This window comes from Mogibacterium diversum, assembly GCF_938028775.1.
GTDB classification, from domain to species: Bacteria; Bacillota; Clostridia; order Peptostreptococcales; family Anaerovoracaceae; genus Mogibacterium; species Mogibacterium diversum_A.
On the sequence record NZ_CALIZG010000021.1, the window covers coordinates 15,952 to 37,137 of the forward strand.

The following is a 21,186-nucleotide window of genomic DNA, read 5'->3' on the forward strand; positions in this document are numbered from 1 at the left end:
CGACAAATCATGATACAGACAGAAACAAGATTGAGAGTTGCCGACAATTCCGGAGCGAAGGAGCTCCTTTGCATTCGTATCCTCGGTGGTACAGGCCGCAAGTATGCGAATATTGGAGACATCATCGTTTGCTCCGTTAAGGATGCTGCTCCAGGTGGAGTTGTTAAGAAAGGTGACGTTGTAAAGGCAGTAGTTGTTAGATCGAAGAGTGGCGCTAGAAGAGATGACGGTAGCTACGTAAAATTCGACCAGAATGCTGCTGTAATTATCAAAGACAGAAGCGATAAGAACCCTGTAGGAACACGTATCTTCGGACCTGTTGCTAGGGAACTTAGAGATAACGGCTTTATGAAGATTGTGTCTTTGGCACCGGAAGTATTATAGGGGGTGTACAAATGCAGATTAGAAAAGGCGATACAGTAGTAGTTATCTCGGGCAAGGATAAGGGCAAGGTAGGAACGGTTCTTAGAGCTATTCCTAAGGCTAACAAGGTTGTTGTTGAGGGTGTTAACGTGCAGACTAAGCACGCAAAGGCTACAAGAACATCCGCATCCGAGATTAAGCACGTAGAAGGTCCTATCGATGCATCAAATGTTATGTTCTACGAAAAGGAGAGCAAGCAGGGTGTAAGACTTGGAACTAAGATTGAGAACGGCAAGAAGGTTAGATACTCAAAGAAGACCAACGCCGTAGTAGACTAGGAAAGGAGGAGAGACAGTGGCAAATAGACTAAGAACAAAGTATGACGAGAGTGTTTTTGCAGCACTTAAGGAAAAGTTCAACTACTCCAACGCAATGGAAGTGCCAAAGCTGGAGAAGATCACAATCAACATGGGTCTTGGCGAAGCTAAGGATAATTCAAAGATCCTCGAGAGCGCTGTAAAGGAACTTTCACTCATCTCCGGACAGAGACCTGTTGTTACAAAGGCTAGAAAGTCCATCGCTAACTTCAAGGTTAGACAGGGAATGCCTGTAGGAGCTAAGGTTACTCTAAGAGGTGACAGAATGTATGCATTTGCAGATAAGTTCTTCAATCTTTCTCTTCCTAGAGTTAGAGACTTTAAGGGTGTAAGCAAGAATTCATTCGATGGAAGAGGTAACTACTCCATGGGAATTAGAGAGCAGCTCATCTTCCCAGAAATCGTTTACGATGATGTAGAGACCATCAAGGGAATGAACATTGTATTCACTACAACAGCTAAGACAGATGAGGAAGCACAGGCATTACTTGAGCTCCTCGGAATGCCTTTTGAGAAGTAATTTAGGAGGGGAACATGGCTAAGACTTCGCTGAAAGTTAAGCAGACCAGAAAGCCTAAGTATTCAACAAGGGCTTATACAAGATGCAAGATTTGTGGAAGACCACATTCGGTTCTGAAGAAGTATGGCATATGCCGTATCTGCTTCAGAGAGCTTGCTTACAAGGGTGAAATCCCAGGTGTAAGAAAAGCAAGCTGGTAGGTTATTTTGCGCAGGCCTGTCACGCATGAAGCGCGCAGGAACCACGTGGAGAAAGGAGAAAAACTGTAATGGCAATGACAGATCCAATAGCAGATATGCTAACTAGAATTAGAAATGCCAACACAGCCGGACACGCTAAGGTAGAAATCCCAGCGTCCAAGATGAAGAAGTCTATCGCAGAAATCCTTAAGAACGAGGGATTCATCAAGGACTTTTCAGTAGCTCAGGACAACGCACAGGGAACTATCACTGTAGAGCTAAAGTACGGCCCAAATAAGGAAAAGACAATCTACGGGATCAAGAAAATCTCGAAGCCAGGTCTCAGAGTTTATGCTAAGGCTGATCAGGTACCCAAGGTGCTTGGCGGTCTAGGAATCGCTATCGTTTCAACATCTAAGGGTGTTATAAGCGACAAAGAAGCTCGTAAGCTCGGAGTTGGCGGAGAAGTTATTTGTTACGTTTGGTAGGAGGTATAAAATATGTCAAGAATAGGCGTTAGACCAATTACAATCCCTGCCGGCGTAGAAGTAACGGTTGAGGATAATAATGTAATTAAGGTAAAAGGCCCTAAGGGCGAGCTGTGCCAGCCAATCGCTGAAAACCTAACTGTTGAGATTGAAGAAAACGTTCTAACAGTTAAGAGACCATCCGACTCAAAGCAGGATAAGTCTCAGCACGGACTCGGGAGAACACTTATCCACAATATGGTAGAGGGTGTTTCAAAGGGTTATGAAGTAAAGATGACAGTTAACGGTGTTGGATATACTGTTGCAAAGCAGGGAGACACACTCGTTATGAAGCTAGGTTTCTCGCACCCTGTAGAGATGAAGGACCCAGCAGGAATCACAACAGAGACTCCTGATGCTACAACAATCATCGTTAAGGGTTGCGACAAGGCAGAGGTAGGAAACTATGCTGCTAATATCAGAGCTTGGAGAAAGCCTGAGCCATATAAGGGCAAGGGTATCATCTACGATGGAGAAGTTGTGCACAAGAAGGAAGGAAAGAGCGGAGCTTCCGCATAGAGAAGGGAGGATTTGAGAAATGGCAAAAGCAAGCAGAAATGACAGAAGACTCAAGAGACATGCCAGAGTCAGAAAAGACGTTTTTGGAACTCCCGAGAAGCCAAGACTGTGCGTATTTAGATCGAACAGCAATATTTCAGCTCAGGTCATCGATGACGTTAACGGAACAACTCTTGTATCCGCATCGTCTCTCGATAAGGAACTTAAGGCAAGTATTGCAAACGGTGGAAATAAAGACGCAGCTAAGCAGGTAGGCAAAGCGGTAGGCGAAAAGGCTGTAGCTAAGGGCATCAAAGAGGTTTGCTTCGATAGAGGCGGATACCTTTATCATGGCAGAGTTAAGGAACTCGCTGATGGTGCACGTGAAGCAGGATTAGAATTCTAAGGGAGGATACAGAATGCGCACGAGAATAGATGCATCTAAGCTTGAACTTACTGAAACCATCGTTAACATCAGACGTGTTTCGAAGACTGTAAAGGGCGGAAAGAACATGAAGTTCTCCGTTACTCTCGTAGTTGGAGATGGCGCAGGCCACGTAGGTATTGGCCTTGGAAAGGCTCAGGAGATTCCTGAAGCTGTAAGAAAAGCAACTGAAGATGCTAAGAAGAAACTAATATTCGTACCTATGGTAGGAACAACCGTTCCTCACCAGACTGTAGGAATTTTCGGAGCAGGCAAAGTTTTAATCATGCCTTCAGCAGAAGGTACTGGAGTTATCGCAGGTTCATCTGTACGTACAGTACTAGAAGCTTGTGGACTCAAGGATGTTAGAGCTAAGTCGCTTGGTTCGAGTAACACAGGAAACATGGCACTTGCAACTCTAGAGGGACTGAGAAGTCTCACAACTGTAGAGGAAGTTGCTAAGCGTCGTGGTAAGACACCTGAAGAAATTTTAGGATAGGAGGAAGACGCAAATGGCAAAGGCATTAAAGATTACTTTAGTTAAGAGTGTTATTGGCGCAACTCCTAAGCAGAAGAAGACAGTAGAAGCTCTTGGCCTCAAGAAGCTACATCATTCGGTTGAGCTAGCTGATTCGTCCGCAACACGCGGCGCAATTGCTAAGGTTTCTCATCTTCTAGATGTAGAAGAGCTATAGGAGGTGCAGGACAATGAGACTTCACGAATTAAAGGCAGCTGAGGGTGCAACCAAAGCTCGCAAGAGAAGAGGTCGCGGTCAGGGTACTGGTCTCGGAACTACTGGCGGCAGAGGTATGAATGGTCAGAACTCCAGAAGCGGTGGCGGTGTTCGTCTAGGCTTCGAGGGTGGCCAGATGCCACTATACAGAAGAATTCCTAAGAGAGGATTTACAAATCGTTTCGCTAAGGAATATGCAGAAGTTAATATTGCAGATCTAAATAGATTTGAAGATGGAACAGTCGTAGACTTCGACCTAATGCTTCAGTCCGGGCTTGTTAAGCAGGTAAAGGATGGAGTTAAGGTTCTAGGAAACGGCGAACTAGAGAAGAAGCTAACTGTAAAGGCTGAGAAATTCAGCAAGAGCGCTGCTGAAAAGATTGAAAAGGCAGGCGGAAAGGCAGAGGTTATCTAATCATGGAACTTCTCAAGACACTCTCTAATGCATGGCATGTAAAGGAAATTCGTTCGAAAATTCTTTTTACACTCATGATAATGCTTGTTTTTAGAATTGGATCAAATATACCAGTTCCAGGAATCAATAGAGATTATCTTGCTCAGATGTTCCAGGGTCAAACAGGGCTTCTCGACTTGTTTGATTTATTTTCCGGAGGAGCATTCAGCAATTTCACAATATTTGCTTTGAGTATCACTCCGTATGTAACCGCTTCGATTATCGTACAGCTTCTTACAATAGCTTTTCCATACTTCGAAAGACTTTCGAAGGAAGGCAACGAAGGTCGTAAGAAAATGGCGACGATTACGAGATATTTAACCGTAGTGTTAGGATTGATTCAGGCAACAGGTTTGACGATTGGTCTTTTTAGAAGAGCAATTGTCAACCAGAATGCCTTTTCGATGATAGTAATCATAACAGTCCTAACAGCAGGAACCGCGTTCCTAATGTGGCTAGGAGAACAGATTAACGAATATGGTGTCGGAAACGGCATCTCGCTGATCATTTTCGGCGGCATTATCGCAAGAATTCCAACAGCAGTTAGAGGAATTCACACGCAGGTGAAAGAAGGAGCACTAAGTGTAGTTGCTGTTATTGCATTAATAGTTGTGGCAGTTTTAATCACTGTCGTAATCATACTGATGCAGCAGGGAACAAGAAAAATTCCAGTACAGTACGCAAAGCGTATGGTCGGAAGAAAGATGTATGGCGGCCAGTCAACCCATATTCCAATTAAGGTTAACCAGGCAGGAGTAATTCCTATTATCTTCTCGCTATCATTACTTCAGTTTCCATTGACGATAACTTACTTCGTTCCACAGTCTTCATTTGCTCAGTGGATGTCGAAGTACCTATCTCCATCAGGGAATCCAGGGATCTGGGTTTACGCAATACTAAATATCACGCTTACACTGTTCTTCACATACTTCTATACGGCTATCACATTTAAGCCAGAAGAAGTTGCAGACAATATGAGACAGAGTGGCGGTTTCGTTCCGGGAATTAGACCTGGTGCAGCAACTGAGGAGTACTTATCTAGAATTATGTCAAGACTATGCCTTGTAGGAGGAATATTTTTGGCAGGTGTAGCTACTATTCCAACTGTAGTCAGTGAATTTACACCGTTACAGCTTTCGTTCGGTGGAACATCACTTCTAATCGCAGTAGGCGTAGCGCTAGATACAGTGCAACAGATTGAGAATCAAATGCTCAATAGAAATTATCAAGGATTTCTTAAATAATCGTTTAGGAAAGGATGGCACATAACATGCTACGAGCTGTTTTACTTGGCCCTCCTGGAGCTGGTAAAGGCACGCAGGCGGCTAAGGTAATAGAAAAATACAATGTTCCACATATCTCAACAGGAGATATATTCCGCGCTAACATCAAGGAAGGAACAGAGCTTGGTAAAAAGGCAAAGGGATACATGGACGAGGGCAAGCTGGTACCGGATGAGCTAGTAGTTAATTTGGTTACAGACAGACTTCAGAAAGACGACTGTAAGGAGGGATTTCTCCTAGATGGCTTCCCAAGAACTATCTTCCAGGCCGAGCAGCTGGATAAATTCCTATCTGAAAACGGTCAAAAGCTAGATATAGTTCTTAACTTCAAAGTTAGAAAGGACGTTCTCATAGAGCGTATTGCAGGAAGACGAGTATGCAAATCCTGCGGTGCAAGCTTCCATGTAGTGAATGTTCCGCCTAAGAAGGAAGGAATATGCGATGTGTGCGGTGGAGAATTATTCCAGCGCAAGGACGATAATCGCGAAACTGTAGAAAACAGAATTAATGTGTACGAGAGCGAGACTGCTCCTCTCATTGGATACTATGAGAAGCAGAACGTGCTCGCCAACTTCGACGGAGAGAAAACTCATAACGAGGTTTTCGAAGATGTCGTAAAGGCAATTGAGGCGAAATAGTCATGATAATAATTAAGTCGAAAAGAGAAATTGACATCATGCGTGAAGCTGCCAAGGTTACAGGTGAGATCCTTCGAGATATCGAGGGATTCATCAAACCTGGCATGACAACACATGCAATCGATAATTTTGTAGAGGAGAGAATACTTCACTACAAGATGAAGCCAACCTTCAAAGGATATGGCGGATTTCCTGCTGCGGCTTGCGTATCTGTTAATGATGAGGTAGTACATGGAATCCCTTCTAGAGACAGAGTGCTCAAGGAAGGCGATATTGTAAGCGTTGATACAGGTTCAACATACAAGGGCTATTGTAGCGATGCAGCTAGAACATATGCTGTAGGCGAAATCAGTGACGAGGCTCGTAAACTGATTGACGTAACGAAGCAAAGCTTTTTTGAAGGCGTTAAATATGCGATGGTAGGATATAGACTGCATGACATAGGACACGCTGTTCAGGAATATGCTGAGTCCAATGGATTCGGTGTCATTAGAGAGTATTTAGGACACGGGATTGGACGTGATCTTCACGAAGACCCGCAAGTTCCTAATTATGGGGATGCTCACACTGGGCCACACCTCAAAGAGGGAATGGTTCTGGCAATTGAGCCGATGATTACACAAGGTTCCTACGGAACCAGAGTTCTCGGTAATGACTGGACGGTCGTTACTGACGATGGACTGCTGGCAGCTCACTATGAGAATACCGTAGTAATCACAGACGGAGAGCCTGAGCTGCTCACGTTGATATAAGGAGACTGAATTTATGTCGAAAAAGAATTCGATAGAAGTAATGGGCACGGTCATCGACGCACAGCCAAACGCAATGTTCAAGGTTAAGCTAGAGAACGGCTTCGAAGTCCTCGCCCACATTTCCGGCAAGATTAGGATGAACTACATCAGAATTCTGCCGGGTGACAAAGTAAAGGTAGAATTATCACCTTATGATTTAACACGTGGGAGGATCACGTGGCGTGATAAGAACTAATTAAAGGAGGAGCTAATATGAAAGTTAGAGCTTCAGTAAAGCCAATTTGCGAAAAGTGCAAGGTAATCAAGAGACATGGAAAAGTCATGGTAATCTGTGAAAATCCTAAGCATAAGCAGAGACAAGGCTAGTAAAATAGGTTATAATATTATGACGTGCTGTTTTGCCGGGAACTCAGTACAGCTTTATTAAATGTAACCCCTGTCTATATCACCCCCGGGTTGGTGACGGAAGATAGGAAAGGAGGAAGAAATGGCAAGAATTGCCGGAGTTGACCTACCTAGAGATAAGAGAATCGAAATCGGTCTTACTTATATCTATGGAATCGGTCTAGTAACATCCAAGGACATCCTAGCGAAAGCAGGAGTGGATGGTGACATCAGAGTAAGAGATCTTACAGAAGAAGATGCCGGAAAGATTAGAAAGGTCATTGAGACTGAGCATATCGTAGAAGGTGATCTAAGAAGAGAAGTTTCCCTCAACATCAAGAGACTGATGGAGATCGGAAGCTACAGAGGAATTAGACACAGAAGAGGTCTCCCAGTTAGAGGCCAGAAGACCAAGACAAACGCAAGAACTCGTAAGGGTCCTAAGCGTCTTGCTGGCAAGAAGAAATAAGGACAAGGAGGTAGAGAAATATGGCAGCTGTTAAGAAAACAGTTAGAAAGAAGAAAAGAGAACGTAAAAACGTTGAAAGAGGCCAGGCTCACATCCAGTCCACATTTAACAACACACTAGTTACTCTAACAGATATGGACGGAAACGCACTATCATGGTCAAGCGCTGGCTCAAATGGCTTCAGAGGTTCGAGAAAGTCGACACCTTTTGCTGCACAGAGCGCTGCTGAGGTTGCAGCAAAGGCAGCTATGGAGCATGGTCTAAAGACAGTAGAGGTATACGTAAAGGGTCCTGGTTCCGGTAGAGAAGCTGCTATCAGAGCACTTCAGACTGCTGGACTCAATGTAACAATGATTAAGGACATTACGCCAATTCCTCACAATGGATGCAGGCCACCTAAGAAGAGAAGAGTCTAAGCGGAAGGAGGAGTAACAATACATGGCTAGAAATAGAGAACCAGTACTGAAGAGAGCTAAGGCACTAGGCATTGAGCCACAGTACATGGGTATAAATAAGAAATCTAAGAGACAGGCTCAGCAGAGCAGAAGAAAGAAGAGCGAGTACGGTCTTCAGCTCAACGAGAAGCAGAAGGTTAAGTTCGTATACGGACTTCAGGAGAAACAGTTCAGAAATCTATATGCTAAGGCTGAAAAGAGACCTGGACAGGTTGGTACAAACCTTCTCGTAATGCTCGAGAGCAGATTCGACAACGTTGTATTCAGAATGGGTTTTGCAGCTACAAGAAGAGAGGCTAGACAGCTCGTTAACCACGGACACTTCCTAGTTAATGGCAAGAAGGCTAACATCCCTTCAATGGAACTCAAGGCTGGAGACGTAATCACTGTAAAGGAAAAGTCTCAGTCATCTCCTAAGTTCAAGGAGCTTAAGGATATGGTTATTACAACTCCACAGTGGATCAGCATCGATCTTAACAAGCTTGAGGGTAAAATCGTTACAGCACCAAGCCGTGAAGACATTGATCTACCGATCGCAGAGCACAGCATCGTTGAGTTCTACTCAAGATAGTCGCTCGATTAATTAATACGTTTGCATATATTGCACTAATTAATAATCGTCAGATCAGTAGATTTATGGGAGGAACAAAATGATTGAGATAGTAAAGCCAACAATTACTAAGGAAATCGATGAAAATGGACAGTACGGAAAGTTCGTTGTAGAACCTCTCGAGAGAGGATACGGTACAACGCTCGGAAACTGCATGAGAAGAATTCTTCTCAGCTCTTTACCAGGAGCAGCTATCACTTCTGTCAAGATTGACGGTGTACTCCATGAGTTCTCAACTATTCCAGGTGTCAAGGAAGATGTTACAGAGATTATCTTGAACCTCAAGAGACTCGCTGTAAGAATAAATGGCGACGAAGAGAAGAGAGCGATTATCAATGCTGTTGGTGCTAGAGAGGTAACAGCAGCGGATATCATCGTTGATTCCGATACGGAGATTTTCAATCCAGATTTACACATTGCAACTCTTGCAGAGAATGCAACTTTGGTAATGGAGATGAATATCGCTTCGGGAAGAGGATATGTACCTGCAGAGCAGAATAAGACAGATTCAACTCCTATAGCAGTTATTCCAGTAGACTCAATATTCACACCTGTTAAGAAGGTTAACTTCACAGTTGAGAATACAAGAGTTGGGCAGGTGACTGATTACGATAAGCTAACGCTTGAGCTTTGGACAGATGGTTCAATCACTCCAGAAGAGGGTGTTTCCATCGGTGCAAAGATCATGCTAGAGCACCTCAACCTATTCATTGGACTAGGCTCTGAGGTGAACGAGATGGACTTCATGGTTGAGAAGAGCGAAGCTCGCAAGGAGAAGGCGCTTGAGATGACAATTGAAGAGCTAGAGCTCTCAGTTCGTTCATTCAACTGCCTCAAGAGAGCTTCAATCAACACAGTTCAGGAGCTAACTCAGCGCACTGAAGAAGACATGATGAAGGTTAGAAACCTCGGAATGAAGTCGCTTGTAGAAGTAAAGAATAAGCTTACAGAGCTCGGATTGAGCCTTAAGCCTAATGACGAAAACTAACTGAAAGGAGTAGAGACTGATGAATGGTTACAAGAAGCTGGGCAGAAATTCTGCACACAGAAAATCCATGCTAAGAAACCTCGTAACCGATCTATTCAGAGAAGGTAGAATTACTACCACTCTAGATAGAGCGAAGGAAGCAGGTCGTGAGGCTGAGAAGCTAGTTACTCTAGCTAAACGTGGAGATCTTCATGCAAGAAGACAGGTTCTCGCATACGTTTTCGACGAAGATGTAGTTACAAAGCTCTTTGATGAGATCGCACCAGAGTACGCTGAGCGTAATGGCGGATACACAAGAGTTCTTAAGCTAGGACCTAGACAGGGAGATAATGCGGAGGTCGTATATCTCGAGCTCGTATAAGAGCAGTTGTCTAATCGATATAATTATAATAAAGGGTTCTCCGAGAGGAGGACTCTTTTTATGTTTAATTACAAGAAAATCACTATATTAGGATGAAAAATCACTATTTTTGCACAGGTATTGACACATAAGTAAATATAATGAGATAATACAATTATAAGAAATTTATGGTGTTTATGTGTTGGAATTTACATAAAACTGATTTTACACTATGCAATAGTGTTAATCAGAATTGTAAAATCCAGAATAGGTAGGGTAAAATTGAAAAAACGTACAATCACATCATTACTACTTGCTTTCATTCTTGTTACCTCGTTACTAGTAACAGGATGTTCAAAAGGAGGAAGTTCGAGCACAGAGAAGAGTTCGTCATCGAGTACTATTGCTATTGTCAATCAGGATATAGGTGTTGAGAGCTCGGGTAAGACTGTTAACTACTCAGAGGAATTTATCAAAACGCTTGATAAGAAAAAGTACAAAGTTGTTTCCAGTGCCTCTGCAGAGGAAGGTATCAAGAAGGGAACATATGCTGGCGCTATTTTCTTTCCATCTGACTTGTCGGCTAATATTCTAAATATTAACTACAAGAACCCACAGCCAATAAAGCTAGAGTATAAGATCAGTAACAAGCTGAACAAAGCATCTCATGATGGAACACAAGATCGTGTCTTTGAGACATACAAGAAATTCAACGATAAGCTTGCATACGCATACGTTAACGCGATACTTGATGAGGTGGAACTAGGACAGTACAACGTAAGTGCTATCTTTAATAATGATGGTAGCAACCTAGCAGCTGCGAGAAAGCTCGCATCTGGAAATTACAATGCAGATTTCAAAATGCCTAACATGCCTGAGCAGAATGTTAAATACAATAATCAGGACACACGCAGACTCGCTGAAAACGGAAAGGCATATGCTGCAGATTTAAACGCATTATATAAAGAGGCATATGCTAAAAATTACGATACAATACGTGGTGAACTATTATCGCCAACACTGTCTAATGCTATATATGAGAAACTCAATCTAGTAGAGCTTGATATCGATACTGCTGTAAATTACATTAACAATGTAAATAGGTATAAAGAAGCAGTAGCAAAGTACAAAGAGGAAGTAGATAAATATCTTGCTACAGGAGCAAACCGTGCTGATTTAGACGCGGCTAGAACAAAGGTCGATGATGCAGAGAGAATAGTTACGGATTCTGCTCCATCGTCATCCAATATAGCAAATCATAAAACTGATTTAGTAAACGCCGTTAGAAACTATCAAGGAACAATGGGTGACCTGTCCTCAAAGCTCAGTCCTGAAACTATGACAAGGAATAGTAATGCTGGAGTAAGCTCATCTGGAGCAACATACGAAAAGGCAATAAAGTATAGAATGGATGACTTCTTGCAGATTCTAAATAGCACAACAGAGCAGCTTAACAAGGTTCAGAATGAGAATGTTTCCAAGCTAACTGCGGCATATTCAGAAAATAGCAAATTCACAATGGATACTGTAAAGGTAATGAATGAAACGAATGCTAAGAACCATGCAGCGCTTGATGCATCGGTAAATGCATTCAATAGAACTGCTGAAGCAAACAGCCTTGATACAAAAACAAGACTCAAGGCATTTAGCGAAATTCTGTCCAATGCTAAGGTTGAAGGCAGAGTAAGCAGTGATGTTATAAAGTTTTTAATACAGCCAACAATGCTGGTTGAAAAGAAGTAAAGCAAAGTCACTAAGGAGGAAGACATGACACAGATTAGACTAAATGCAGAAGGCCTATCACAGGCATCTTCAACTCTCAGATCACAGGGTAATGAGCTCGAAGGGCTAATCACACAGATGCAGAACGTTATTAACGCTCTGCCTGATAGCTGGGAGGGTGCAGCTGCTAACGCATATGTCGAGCAGTTTGCCGGACTAAAGCCAGGACTAGATGAGACTAGAGCGCTAGTTGAGACAATCGCTAGACAGATTGATCAGTCTCTAGCTGCTGCACAGGAACTTGACGCAAACATCGCAGGACAGTTCATATAAGCATTGTTGTCCTTCGGCATCTTATGGTGCCGAAGGATTTTTTTGATGTTTAGGGGGTTAATATAACCGCTAATTAGAATTAAAAGGAAGGAATAATGAGCATTACTGATAAGGTAAAGGGTAGAGGTAATGTGAATCGTATCGTTTTAATCACAACGATACTTTTTCTGGTATTCACAGCATTCTCTTCCATATATGCATATGCAGATGGAGCTGGCATAGCACTAGATCCTGAGAGCATAAGTGGAGAGCATGGAAAAGAGGGAAATATTCTATCTCAATACGGATTCGCCGTCTTCACTGATGAAAGTATGGCGAGTATGAAGGATATTAAAGAAAAGAAAGAAGCGGACCAAAAGCAGATGGTTTCTAATCTTTTTGCCGTAGATTGGCAAGGGACAGGAAGCTATGATAGAGAGGTTCGAGATACTATAAATGAAGGCGAGCTATTTAGCAATGTAAATACTGGGACAGAAAGTACCTCGAAGACGAGCCACATCGGTATAGACACGATGAAAGTTATAGATGTATTGATCGTAGGAACTATGATGTGTATTATCTCGGTAATATTTATTAGGTGGAGAAGGAAGAAACATGAAAATATCCATAACAATAGCGCAAGGTGACACTGAAACGAGTGTAATTATAGATGACAGGAGAAGAATCTCCGATGTTATAAGTGAGCTTGCACGACAGGGGTATTTACCAAGAAATTGCAAAGCGTTCATGAGATCGGCTGTGCAGGAGCGAGTAATCAGCACTATTAATACCTTTCAGGAAGAAGGTATTTATTCGGGTGATAAAATTACGGAGATAGAGTAACGATGATGAAGATAAAAAAGAAAAAGAAAGCTGAGAGTAGTACAGCTATTAACATAGAAGAAGCTAGCAGCGATAAGAATTATACTATACGCCACCTGAAGACGGATTATCCCGTTGGAGAGGATAGAATTAAGCAACTTGCACTTACAAGCAAGAGGCTTGTTCCATGTGAGATAACTAGCGAAGATGACCACTACGTCTTTTCTTATGAGACTAAGGGACTTAAGACATTCGATAAGGTAAAAAGTGCAAGATTGATTGATAAATATGAGTTTTTGATCAACGTGAGCTTCTTGGAGGAGCTTGCTGATATATATTCATTTTCGCTAAATCCGAATAATTTAATGACAGACATAGGATTTAGAGCATATGTACTAGATAGAGAGTTCCAGACAAATGACAGTAGCTTTTTAGCCGAGTACAAGGCGCTTGCCGGAGCAGCGCTCGATGAGTCACATTCGTATGAAGATTTTTTGAAAGGGGGAAATGATCTATTTTCCCAGACGGATTTGCTAAGCAAGGTACTAACTGCAGATTCGGTAAACGGAGTAGTAAAAGCGGTAACTGAAGCGGCAGCTATTGAACATAAGAATTTAGATGAAAATTTCGTTACGGTGAAGAAAGAGGAATTAGTAAGACATAAGGTGCTACTACCAGTGTTATGCACCATCATGATTATCGCACTTGCGCTCCTAGGGTACGAATATTTATTTAAAGGCAGAACTAATAAAAAAATCTTGAATGCTACAGAACAGTATTTTGCTGAGGATTACGGTTCGGTTGGTAAGACGCTAACATCGATTAATGAAGGAAGAATGACTGATTCCACAAGATATATGGCAGCAGTTTCAGCTGTCAGAAGTAGTGGGCTTACGGCAGCGCAGAAGGATAATATTTTAAAGGCTATCAATAGATACAAGACGAACAAGGATTACCTAAACTACTGGGTAATGATTGGAAGAGGAGACTATATCGCTGCTGACGATTATGCTCAGAAGTTTGGAGATAATGAGCATCGCGTGTTTGCACTTGCTCAGAGACGCGCACAGGTGAGTAAGGATTCCTCAATGTCAGGTGCGAAGAAAACGGCGACGATTAATAAGTTAGATGAAGAGATTAAAAAGCTCCTTGAAGCAATTAAGGAAGACAAGTATGGTCTGACTAGCAAATCGGGAGATTCGGGGGCAGCGACACAATCAACTGCCGAGGCAAGTAGCTCTGGTGCGAACAACGCAAATTCAAGTGGTGATAATTCAAGTGACGAACCGAAGCTCCTTAATTAGGATCTTCGATCATAAATATATTGCAATAGGAAGATAATATGGATTACAGACTTTTATTATTCGAAGATGGCAAGTATACGGAGAGGGTAGTAGATGGAAAGTCACTAGGTGATGTGACGCCATTTTGTCGTGCCATTAATGAAGAGGGCGAGACAGAACTTGTACTTCCCAAACAGTATGAAGCACTTTCTATAAGAGGAAAGCAAGTTGTAAAAATAGGCAATGCGGCGTCATGTGTAATTCGTCCTAACTCCGAAACTCCTTACACCGTTATAACAGACAGAAGCCTCGAATCACATGGAGAAGTCTATGTTAATGGAGAAAAAGTTGCAGTGGCAGAGCTTACTCCAGGGGATAAGATTCTGATTGGCGAAACTGAATTCATATTCCACGAAGAGTGGATAGAAATATGTGGAGTTTGTGGAGAAACATACGAAACGGATCTCATTTCATATATCGGTAAACCAGAGCGTTTCGAAGATTTTCCAGTATACAAGCGTTCACCTAGAATAATCAAGACAGAGCCTTATGCTAAGATTCAGATTAAGACACCAGATAAAGAGGAGCGTCAGAAGAGAGGTGAACTCGTTAAGCGTATACTTCCTAGCTGCGTGATGATAATAGCTACGATTCTCATGAGCGTGTTCATGAGACGTGGTATGTTCATGATGGTTATGGTTGCGGCAACAGGAGCAACCATGATAATAACTATCGTTACGTATTTCGATGATAAGAAAGCTAAGGCTCAGGAGAACAAGGAGCGCACCGAGGCATACGAGGAGTACCTACTCAAGAAGAGGAAGGAGCTCTATGCTAGAACCGAGGAATTTAAGGAGTCAAAGAGGTACCACAACCTTAGCCTGGTGAAGATCGAAGATGAGGTAAACCACTATTCAAATAGGATTTACGAGAGGAATTTTAACGATGAGGACTTCTTAACCGTATCGCTAGGCACGGCACCGGGAGTACCTAGCTTCAAAATCGAGTGTGATGATGAAGGGTACGGTAGAGCTGGAGACAAGCTGTATGGTGAGATGCTTGATATATACAATAATTTCAAAGATGTTCAAGACATTCCATATGTCGTTGATCTCAAGAAGTCGCACCTTGGAATAGTTGGAAGACCCGACTACTGTAGAGCGAGGCTTAGAGATATCGTAACACAGACGTCATTTTTCCAGAGCTACCATGATGTCTGCATTGTTCCTGTTGTAGGTGAGACAAACAAGGCGGAGTATGACTGGATGCATTGGCTTCCTCATACGGAGATTAGGAGTATAAATGTTTCTGGTGTAATCACAGGAGAAAACCAGCGTGACCAAGTGCTAGGGCATATTGCAAGAGAACTCAAAGCGAGAAGTATGACCCGCGATGAGTCGAGGAAGGAAACTAGATTTACACCACACTATGTATTCATCATTGATGAGTCCAAGCTGATTATAAACCACAGCATCATGGAGCACCTCAAGGAGGAGGGAGCTGAGCTTGGATTTAGTCTAATTTATATAACGCAGACAGAGAAGAATCTGCCCGAGAATGTTAAGACGATATTAGAAGTAGAGGCTAAGAACGAGGGCAAGGTTCTCATGGACGAAGGGCATCTTATCAATAAGAAGCTCGAGTTTGACATGGCTAATATTGACTATGAGACATTTGCAAGACGCCTAAAACCGCTCATTCATAACAAAGGCGTCACCACGCAGATTCCAGAGAATATTTCGTTCCTTGAGTTATACGGCGTGAAATCACCTGCGGAAATCGATGTCAAGAATCTATGGAACAGCAACGCGACTCATAGATCGCTATCGGTACCGCTTGGTGTGCGTGGTAAAGGAGATATCGTAACTCTCGACCTTCACGAAAAGGCACATGGACCGCACGGACTTGTCGCAGGTACGACGGGCTCCGGAAAGTCGGAGATATTGCAGTCGTATATACTGTCTTTGGCATGCAACTTCCATCCGCACGATGTGGGATTCCTGCTCATAGACTACAAAGGCGGGGGAATGGCGAACCTATTCAAGAAGCTACCGCACCTCCTCGGAACAATTACGAACCTTGACGGGGCAGAGAGCATGAGAGCGCTCGCATCTATCAAGAGTGAGCTCAAGAGGCGTCAGGATGTATTTAATAGGAATGGCGTAAACAACATCAACAAGTACTCGGAGAAATTCAGAGCTGGTCAGGCGACGGAGCCTATGCCACACCTCTTTATAATCTCCGACGAGTTTGCTGAGCTCAAGAAGGAGCAACCTGAGTTTATGGCAGAGCTAGTGTCGACAGCGAGAGTCGGCCGAAGCCTCGGAGTACATCTCATACTTGCGACGCAGAAACCTACAGGTATAGTAGACGACCAGATATGGAGCAACTCCAGATTTAAGCTGTGCCTCAAGGTTCAGAACGAAGCGGACAGCCGCGAGCTTCTACACAGCGGGGATGCAGCTAATATCACAAATCCAGGACGTGCGTATTTGCAGGTAGGAAACAACGAGATATTTGAGCTCTTTCAATCCGCATATAGCGGAGGTGCATACAGCATTGAGAAAGAGCAGAGCGAAGCCGATGAAAGGATTTTCGTGCTCAATGAGCTCGGTCAGGGCAGGCTAATCAATGAAGATTTGAGCCTCGGCGAATCGAACGACATAACCAAGATTACGCAGCTCGATGCAGTTGTAGACCATATCAAGGCTATATACGAAGCAGAGCCATGCACAGAAGTGAAGAAGCCATGGCTGCCACCTCTAGCTGCGGAGATAATAAACCCTAATATTACTAATATCAAAGTTGGTGAACTACCTGATACCTCGTTTGATGTCGGCATTATTGACATGCCTGATAAGCAGAAGCAGGAAGTGTATACTCACGATTTCTCTAGGTCAGGAAATATGGCGATATTCGGCACATCCAAGGTCGGAAAGTCGACTGCCGCGACGAATGCGATTCTATCTCTTGCAGCTAAGAATTCGCCAAATACACTTAATATGTACATCGTGGACTTCGGTAACACGGCACTTTTTGCTCTTAAGGATTTGCCACAGGTTGCCGACTATATCTCCTTTGACGATACGGAGAAGTTCAGAAAGCTAAGGAATATTCTTTCAGATGAGATATCTGCGAGAAAGAAAACGTTCGCCCGTTATAATGTCACAACCCTAGAGATGTACAATGCTTCCGGCAGTGAAATCATGCCGGCGATTGTCGTAGTTATCGATAATTATGATGTCATCAAGGAGATTGATTATGATCTAGAGAACTACTTCACCCAGCTGACAAGAGATGGCGTCGGAGTAGGAATCTACACACTTGTGACGGCAACAAGAGCCAACGCTATGAAGTATGCGGTACTAAATAACTTCGGTGCTAGAATCTGCAACTTCATGTCCGATAGCAGCGAGATAGTGTCGCTCATCGGACGCAGCGAGTACAAGCTTTCGGATATTAAGGGCAGGGCGCTGGTGAGCAAGGATAATGTGTATTTGATGCAGGAGTTTTTGCCAGCAGATATTTCCGATGCTGTGAATTATAGGAATAGAATTAATGAAATGGTAGCAGCAATCACTGCTAGCCACACCGAGAGAGCAAAAGCTATACCAATGCTCCCTGAAAAGCTCGAGTTCTATGACCTACTCCAGAGGAAGGATAATAATAGAGGCATTGCGCTGGGTCTAGATAGCGAGGATGTGTCGGTGAAATATATTCCGGATGCTTCACCGTTCCTAATAGTTGGAGTAACTGGCACAGGCAAGACTAACATGCTTAGAGTGATATATAATCAAGTTAAGTCAGAAAATGTATTCCTCGTAGATTCTCGCTCAGAGGATTTCTATGATGTTGCAGGTGAACTATGTGATAAATACCTTAGCAAGGAATCTGAAATAGATGAATTTATGGATAGCCTTGGGGCATTAATAGAGGAGAGGGAGAAACTTTATGAAAATAGTGGTAAAACCATGAAGTCTAAAGATTTCTATGCGAAGCTGGAGCCAGCGTATCTGCTTATAGACGATGTTACTAGATTATCTCAAATGAAGGGCATTGAAGTTGCTCGAAACGTTTCAATCCTTGAAGCTGCAATCATGACAGGGATTAACATTGTTGCGACTATAGATGGTAGGCAGGGCTACACAACAAATTCAATCCTTAAGATTATAAAAAATACGGTAGACGGAATAATACTAGGGAATCCACAAAGCCAGCAGGTCTTCAATATCAGTGGAGGCAAGCTAAAAACAGCGACTGATTTAGGGTTTATATATAGTGGTGGATCTATGAATAGCGTTAAAATTCCATTAATAGAGAATTAGTTTGGAGGTGTGTGTTGAACAGATTAAATGAGAATAAAAAAGTAGTAGATGAAGGGCTTAAGCTGTATCCTAACTTAATTAGGATGCAGTGTTCTGATGCTGAAGATGCATTAACTAAAGAGATGGAGAAGCTAGATAGGGTTTTAGATTCAATTGATAGATTTGCAATTGATAATTCTAATTCAGGCAAAGCTATTGATGCGGTAAAAGCACACCTTAACGAATATAAGCTGGTGATTACTGCTCAGAAAAGTGCCTGCGAAGGTGACATCTTTGATTACAGGAAATTTAAAGAAGATGTAAAATCTGAGATACTGCTTGGCGATGAGATAAATGAGAAGTATAGATATGCGGCCCATATGTATAATGAAAATATGGAACGAGCTGAAAGTTATATGAAAAAATATCAAGATGGAATATCTCCATGTATGACATTATACTATAACCAATCAAAAGATTATGAGAATCTTGCAATTGTATATAAGAGACAGGCAGCCGTATGGGAAGAAAAAGGACAGGAACTTACTGAAATTAATGCATTGACCGCAGACCCAATTACCACAAGTAAAGCACTAAAAACTAAGGTTAAAAGCGGATTGAGTGCCCTAGGGCGTGCATTTGAGGGAAGCACATTCAAAAGCTGTATAGGAAGTGAATGGATTAACGGTATAAATTCCGATATGAAAACTATGGCACAAAAGATGGCCATCGGTAATGGTAAATTAGAGGGGAAAAGCGATGCTGAGATAGCACGCATATGCAAAAAGCCTTACGATGATATGACTACTCTTGAAAAAATGGAGTGGCAAAATATTGAGAATTACATCGTTAATTGCAATATCGATTCCCAGAAGAAGGTGGATTTTATAAATTTGGTTTTGAAGAGCTGTACATATAAGAAAGGAAGGCTAGCGAATTCTGCAATCGATGAATATGAATTCAATGATAAAATTCCTAGGATAAATAAAGCACTTTACTCTAATCTTACTGTTAATTCGCCTGATTCAAAGATACGAAATTCAATAGTCTGGGGGTATTTGCAAAAGACCAGCTCGATTTGTGGAATACCAAGAATTAAGATACGAGATGTTGGGTATGACGAGTATAAGGCAAAGGATTGCATAGATGTAACTGTATATGATAAGCGAACATTTTTTTCACCACAATACTCTAAAGAAAAACTTGAGTATACAATATTTCCATTAAGAAACATTAAACAAGAATCAGGGAGTGCAGATATAGAAAAACACTATAGCACCGCAAAGGGGGATCAGATAGAGAAAAAAATAAAAATAAACACTGCTGCAACGGCTTTGATGGGTGTGGGAGAACTGCCAGTTAAATATGGAATGACAATTCCATTTAGTATAGTAAGTACCTACTTCGATGAAAAGGCTAATGCTGAGACACATTATAATACTGCGAGATTTGTTGCAAGTTTATCAAATTTACCTAAGGGCAACTGCAAAGGCATGATTGTAGAAAATCCCAAATGTTATCCCCATTTAGAATTAATAAGCGATAAAGAACCAGATAGTGTTGTAAAATCCATAACGGGAAAGTTAAGTGATGGAATAGAAATAGTTGAAAAAGGAGTGAAACTGGTTGATGAAGATTAGAATTAGAAAAAAAATTATACATATGTCGAGTCTGGCAGTGGTCACAATAGCCATAATGGCAATCATAGCTTCAACATGGATTTCATTGGATAACTATGTACCCCAAAAACTGGGGAATAGCGTAAGCGCCGCTCTGAATAATCGATATGGCAGCTCGTGTTCTATTGTAGAAAATGATAAATATATCTTCTATGTGAATCGCGTAAAAGATTCGTTCCCTTTGATCCGCATAGATAAAAATAGCGGCGAAAAGAAGCTGCTAAAAAAAGATATTGGGGACGAGTATGGTTCGGCACTATTCATATATAAAAACACACTCATCTACACTAAATCAAAAGATTTGGGATATTCAAACAGTTATTATGATATCTATAGCTGTGATTTCGATGGTAAAAAAGAAAAGTTAATAAAAAAGGAATCACCAGTTCCTCATATGGTTATTGATGACTATATATACATACCTAACCTCGATAATGCATTGACTAGACTTTCGCTTATAAACGGTCGAAAAAGAACTCTTAATAAGGAGGAGTGCAATAATTTTGCAGGGGTTGATAAAAAAGGCAAGACTCTTTATTTTGAAACAGGTGCTTTAAAAATGGTAAAAGTAAAAATAAATAAAAGAAGAGCAAGCCTTTGGATAAAGAGTCCAACTGAAGCAATAGGTTTTGGAAGTATAAATGGAGAAGGGAAAAAAGCAAGCAAGATTTTAGGAATAGCAAATGGGAGCATATGGTTACGCGGACTAGATGTGGATTCAATATATGAAGTAGAAGAAATAAGGGGGGAATATAGGACCAAAAATGTATTCAAAAAAACAGGCAGCACTTTAATAGATAATTCTGTCATGGAAAAAGATAAAATCTACTATGTTTCTCCTGATAAAACTAAGCTTATTATGTTTGATATTAATACAGGAGAAGATAGAGAAATATACACAACCCCAAATAAAAATATTAAGATATTGGCTGCAATAGGGGATAATATTCTTATTTCGGAGTGGGTAAAAGACAATGAACATGTTAACTACTATGACGCTGTGAATGATAAATCAGCAAAAAATTACTACATCAATAACTCCGGCAAGGTTTTATACGAGCTAGATTAA

Annotated in this window: 28 protein-coding genes; all 28 read left to right on the forward strand. The window is 41.8% G+C overall.

Translation table 11 applies throughout. The features are described 5' to 3' along the window. Positions 1 to 9 precede the first annotated feature (9 nt). The 28 genes from rplN to Q7O90_RS05290 all read left to right on the forward strand — a co-directional run bounded on the left by rplN (position 10) and on the right by Q7O90_RS05290 (position 21,186). On the forward strand, positions 10 to 384 hold the full coding sequence (gene rplN / locus Q7O90_RS05155; protein ID WP_009644425.1) for a 50S ribosomal protein L14: 375 nt from the start codon (positions 10 to 12) through the stop codon (positions 382 to 384). Between the two features lie 11 nt (positions 385 to 395). Beyond that, positions 396 to 701, forward strand: a complete 306-nt coding sequence (rplX, locus tag Q7O90_RS05160; RefSeq protein ID WP_273136849.1) for a 50S ribosomal protein L24 — start codon at positions 396 to 398, stop codon at positions 699 to 701. 16 nt (positions 702 to 717) lie between these two features. Beyond that, positions 718 to 1,260 (forward strand): 50S ribosomal protein L5, encoded by a 543-nt coding sequence (gene rplE / locus Q7O90_RS05165; RefSeq protein ID WP_094233369.1) that lies wholly within the window; start codon positions 718 to 720, stop codon positions 1,258 to 1,260. Between the two features lie 14 nt (positions 1,261 to 1,274). Then, positions 1,275 to 1,460, forward strand: a complete 186-nt coding sequence (locus Q7O90_RS05170; RefSeq protein WP_094233368.1) for a type Z 30S ribosomal protein S14 — start codon at positions 1,275 to 1,277, stop codon at positions 1,458 to 1,460. 68 nt (positions 1,461 to 1,528) lie between these two features. Beyond that, complete coding sequence (gene rpsH / locus Q7O90_RS05175) at positions 1,529 to 1,927, forward strand: 30S ribosomal protein S8 (RefSeq protein ID WP_106057514.1); 399 nt, start codon at positions 1,529 to 1,531, stop codon at positions 1,925 to 1,927. A 12-nt stretch (positions 1,928 to 1,939) separates the two neighbouring features. Continuing rightward, positions 1,940 to 2,485: a 50S ribosomal protein L6 gene (gene rplF, locus Q7O90_RS05180; protein ID WP_106057513.1), complete on the forward strand. Its 546-nt coding sequence runs from the start codon at positions 1,940 to 1,942 to the stop codon at positions 2,483 to 2,485. Between the two features lie 19 nt (positions 2,486 to 2,504). Then, positions 2,505 to 2,870: a 50S ribosomal protein L18 gene (rplR, locus tag Q7O90_RS05185; protein WP_106057512.1), complete on the forward strand. Its 366-nt coding sequence runs from the start codon at positions 2,505 to 2,507 to the stop codon at positions 2,868 to 2,870. Positions 2,871 to 2,883: 13 nt separating this feature from the next. Beyond that, entirely contained in the window at positions 2,884 to 3,387 is a 504-nt protein-coding gene (rpsE, locus tag Q7O90_RS05190; protein ID WP_094233364.1) for a 30S ribosomal protein S5, read from the forward strand. A gap of 13 nt (positions 3,388 to 3,400) precedes the next feature. Further along, positions 3,401 to 3,583, forward strand: coding sequence for a 50S ribosomal protein L30 (rpmD, locus tag Q7O90_RS05195; RefSeq protein ID WP_094233363.1), 183 nt, complete (start codon positions 3,401 to 3,403; stop codon positions 3,581 to 3,583). Between the two features lie 13 nt (positions 3,584 to 3,596). Continuing rightward, positions 3,597 to 4,037, forward strand: coding sequence for a 50S ribosomal protein L15 (rplO, locus tag Q7O90_RS05200; protein ID WP_273279887.1), 441 nt, complete (start codon positions 3,597 to 3,599; stop codon positions 4,035 to 4,037). 2 nt (positions 4,038 to 4,039) lie between these two features. After that, on the forward strand, positions 4,040 to 5,320 hold the full coding sequence (gene secY, locus Q7O90_RS05205) for a preprotein translocase subunit SecY (protein ID WP_106057510.1): 1,281 nt from the start codon (positions 4,040 to 4,042) through the stop codon (positions 5,318 to 5,320). 14 nt (positions 5,321 to 5,334) lie between these two features. Further along, on the forward strand, positions 5,335 to 5,997 hold the full coding sequence (locus Q7O90_RS05210) for an adenylate kinase (protein ID WP_106057509.1): 663 nt from the start codon (positions 5,335 to 5,337) through the stop codon (positions 5,995 to 5,997). 2 nt (positions 5,998 to 5,999) lie between these two features. Then, positions 6,000 to 6,749, forward strand: coding sequence for a type I methionyl aminopeptidase (gene map, locus Q7O90_RS05215; RefSeq protein ID WP_106057508.1), 750 nt, complete (start codon positions 6,000 to 6,002; stop codon positions 6,747 to 6,749). 13 nt (positions 6,750 to 6,762) lie between these two features. Continuing rightward, complete coding sequence (gene infA, locus Q7O90_RS05220) at positions 6,763 to 6,984, forward strand: translation initiation factor IF-1 (protein ID WP_009644424.1); 222 nt, start codon at positions 6,763 to 6,765, stop codon at positions 6,982 to 6,984. 17 nt (positions 6,985 to 7,001) lie between these two features. Further along, complete coding sequence (rpmJ, locus tag Q7O90_RS05225; RefSeq protein WP_009644389.1) at positions 7,002 to 7,115, forward strand: 50S ribosomal protein L36; 114 nt, start codon at positions 7,002 to 7,004, stop codon at positions 7,113 to 7,115. Between the two features lie 121 nt (positions 7,116 to 7,236). Then, the gene (rpsM, locus tag Q7O90_RS05230) at positions 7,237 to 7,602 is read left to right on the forward strand and encodes a 30S ribosomal protein S13 (protein ID WP_094233358.1); all 366 of its coding nucleotides are present in this window, start codon (positions 7,237 to 7,239) and stop codon (positions 7,600 to 7,602) included. A gap of 20 nt (positions 7,603 to 7,622) precedes the next feature. Further along, on the forward strand, positions 7,623 to 8,018 hold the full coding sequence (rpsK, locus tag Q7O90_RS05235; RefSeq protein WP_009644391.1) for a 30S ribosomal protein S11: 396 nt from the start codon (positions 7,623 to 7,625) through the stop codon (positions 8,016 to 8,018). A 22-nt stretch (positions 8,019 to 8,040) separates the two neighbouring features. Next, entirely contained in the window at positions 8,041 to 8,628 is a 588-nt protein-coding gene (rpsD, locus tag Q7O90_RS05240; RefSeq protein WP_298573371.1) for a 30S ribosomal protein S4, read from the forward strand. A 79-nt stretch (positions 8,629 to 8,707) separates the two neighbouring features. Beyond that, positions 8,708 to 9,655: a DNA-directed RNA polymerase subunit alpha gene (locus tag Q7O90_RS05245; RefSeq protein ID WP_094233356.1), complete on the forward strand. Its 948-nt coding sequence runs from the start codon at positions 8,708 to 8,710 to the stop codon at positions 9,653 to 9,655. 19 nt (positions 9,656 to 9,674) lie between these two features. Next, the gene (gene rplQ / locus Q7O90_RS05250) at positions 9,675 to 10,016 is read left to right on the forward strand and encodes a 50S ribosomal protein L17 (RefSeq protein ID WP_330667053.1); all 342 of its coding nucleotides are present in this window, start codon (positions 9,675 to 9,677) and stop codon (positions 10,014 to 10,016) included. Between the two features lie 261 nt (positions 10,017 to 10,277). Beyond that, the gene (locus tag Q7O90_RS05255; RefSeq protein ID WP_304128347.1) at positions 10,278 to 11,738 is read left to right on the forward strand and encodes a hypothetical protein; all 1,461 of its coding nucleotides are present in this window, start codon (positions 10,278 to 10,280) and stop codon (positions 11,736 to 11,738) included. A 24-nt stretch (positions 11,739 to 11,762) separates the two neighbouring features. Further along, positions 11,763 to 12,050: a WXG100 family type VII secretion target gene (locus Q7O90_RS05260; protein ID WP_287299935.1), complete on the forward strand. Its 288-nt coding sequence runs from the start codon at positions 11,763 to 11,765 to the stop codon at positions 12,048 to 12,050. 95 nt (positions 12,051 to 12,145) lie between these two features. Further along, positions 12,146 to 12,676 carry a hypothetical protein gene (locus Q7O90_RS05265; RefSeq protein WP_304128351.1) on the forward strand — a complete coding sequence of 177 codons (531 nt, stop codon included), beginning with the start codon at positions 12,146 to 12,148 and terminating at the stop codon, positions 12,674 to 12,676. Beyond that, positions 12,645 to 12,872 (forward strand): hypothetical protein, encoded by a 228-nt coding sequence (locus Q7O90_RS05270; protein ID WP_298875346.1) that lies wholly within the window; start codon positions 12,645 to 12,647, stop codon positions 12,870 to 12,872. The genes Q7O90_RS05265 and Q7O90_RS05270 overlap by 32 nt, the downstream gene beginning before the upstream one ends. Before the next feature lie 2 nt (positions 12,873 to 12,874). Continuing rightward, positions 12,875 to 14,155, forward strand: coding sequence for a type VII secretion protein EssB/YukC (locus Q7O90_RS05275; RefSeq protein ID WP_304128357.1), 1,281 nt, complete (start codon positions 12,875 to 12,877; stop codon positions 14,153 to 14,155). A gap of 38 nt (positions 14,156 to 14,193) precedes the next feature. Further along, positions 14,194 to 18,459 carry a type VII secretion protein EssC gene (gene essC, locus Q7O90_RS05280; RefSeq protein WP_304128359.1) on the forward strand — a complete coding sequence of 1,422 codons (4,266 nt, stop codon included), beginning with the start codon at positions 14,194 to 14,196 and terminating at the stop codon, positions 18,457 to 18,459. Positions 18,460 to 18,473: 14 nt separating this feature from the next. Further along, positions 18,474 to 20,078, forward strand: a complete 1,605-nt coding sequence (locus Q7O90_RS05285) for a hypothetical protein (RefSeq protein ID WP_304128362.1) — start codon at positions 18,474 to 18,476, stop codon at positions 20,076 to 20,078. Further along, complete coding sequence (locus Q7O90_RS05290; RefSeq protein ID WP_304128364.1) at positions 20,068 to 21,186, forward strand: DUF5050 domain-containing protein; 1,119 nt, start codon at positions 20,068 to 20,070, stop codon at positions 21,184 to 21,186. The genes Q7O90_RS05285 and Q7O90_RS05290 overlap by 11 nt, the downstream gene beginning before the upstream one ends.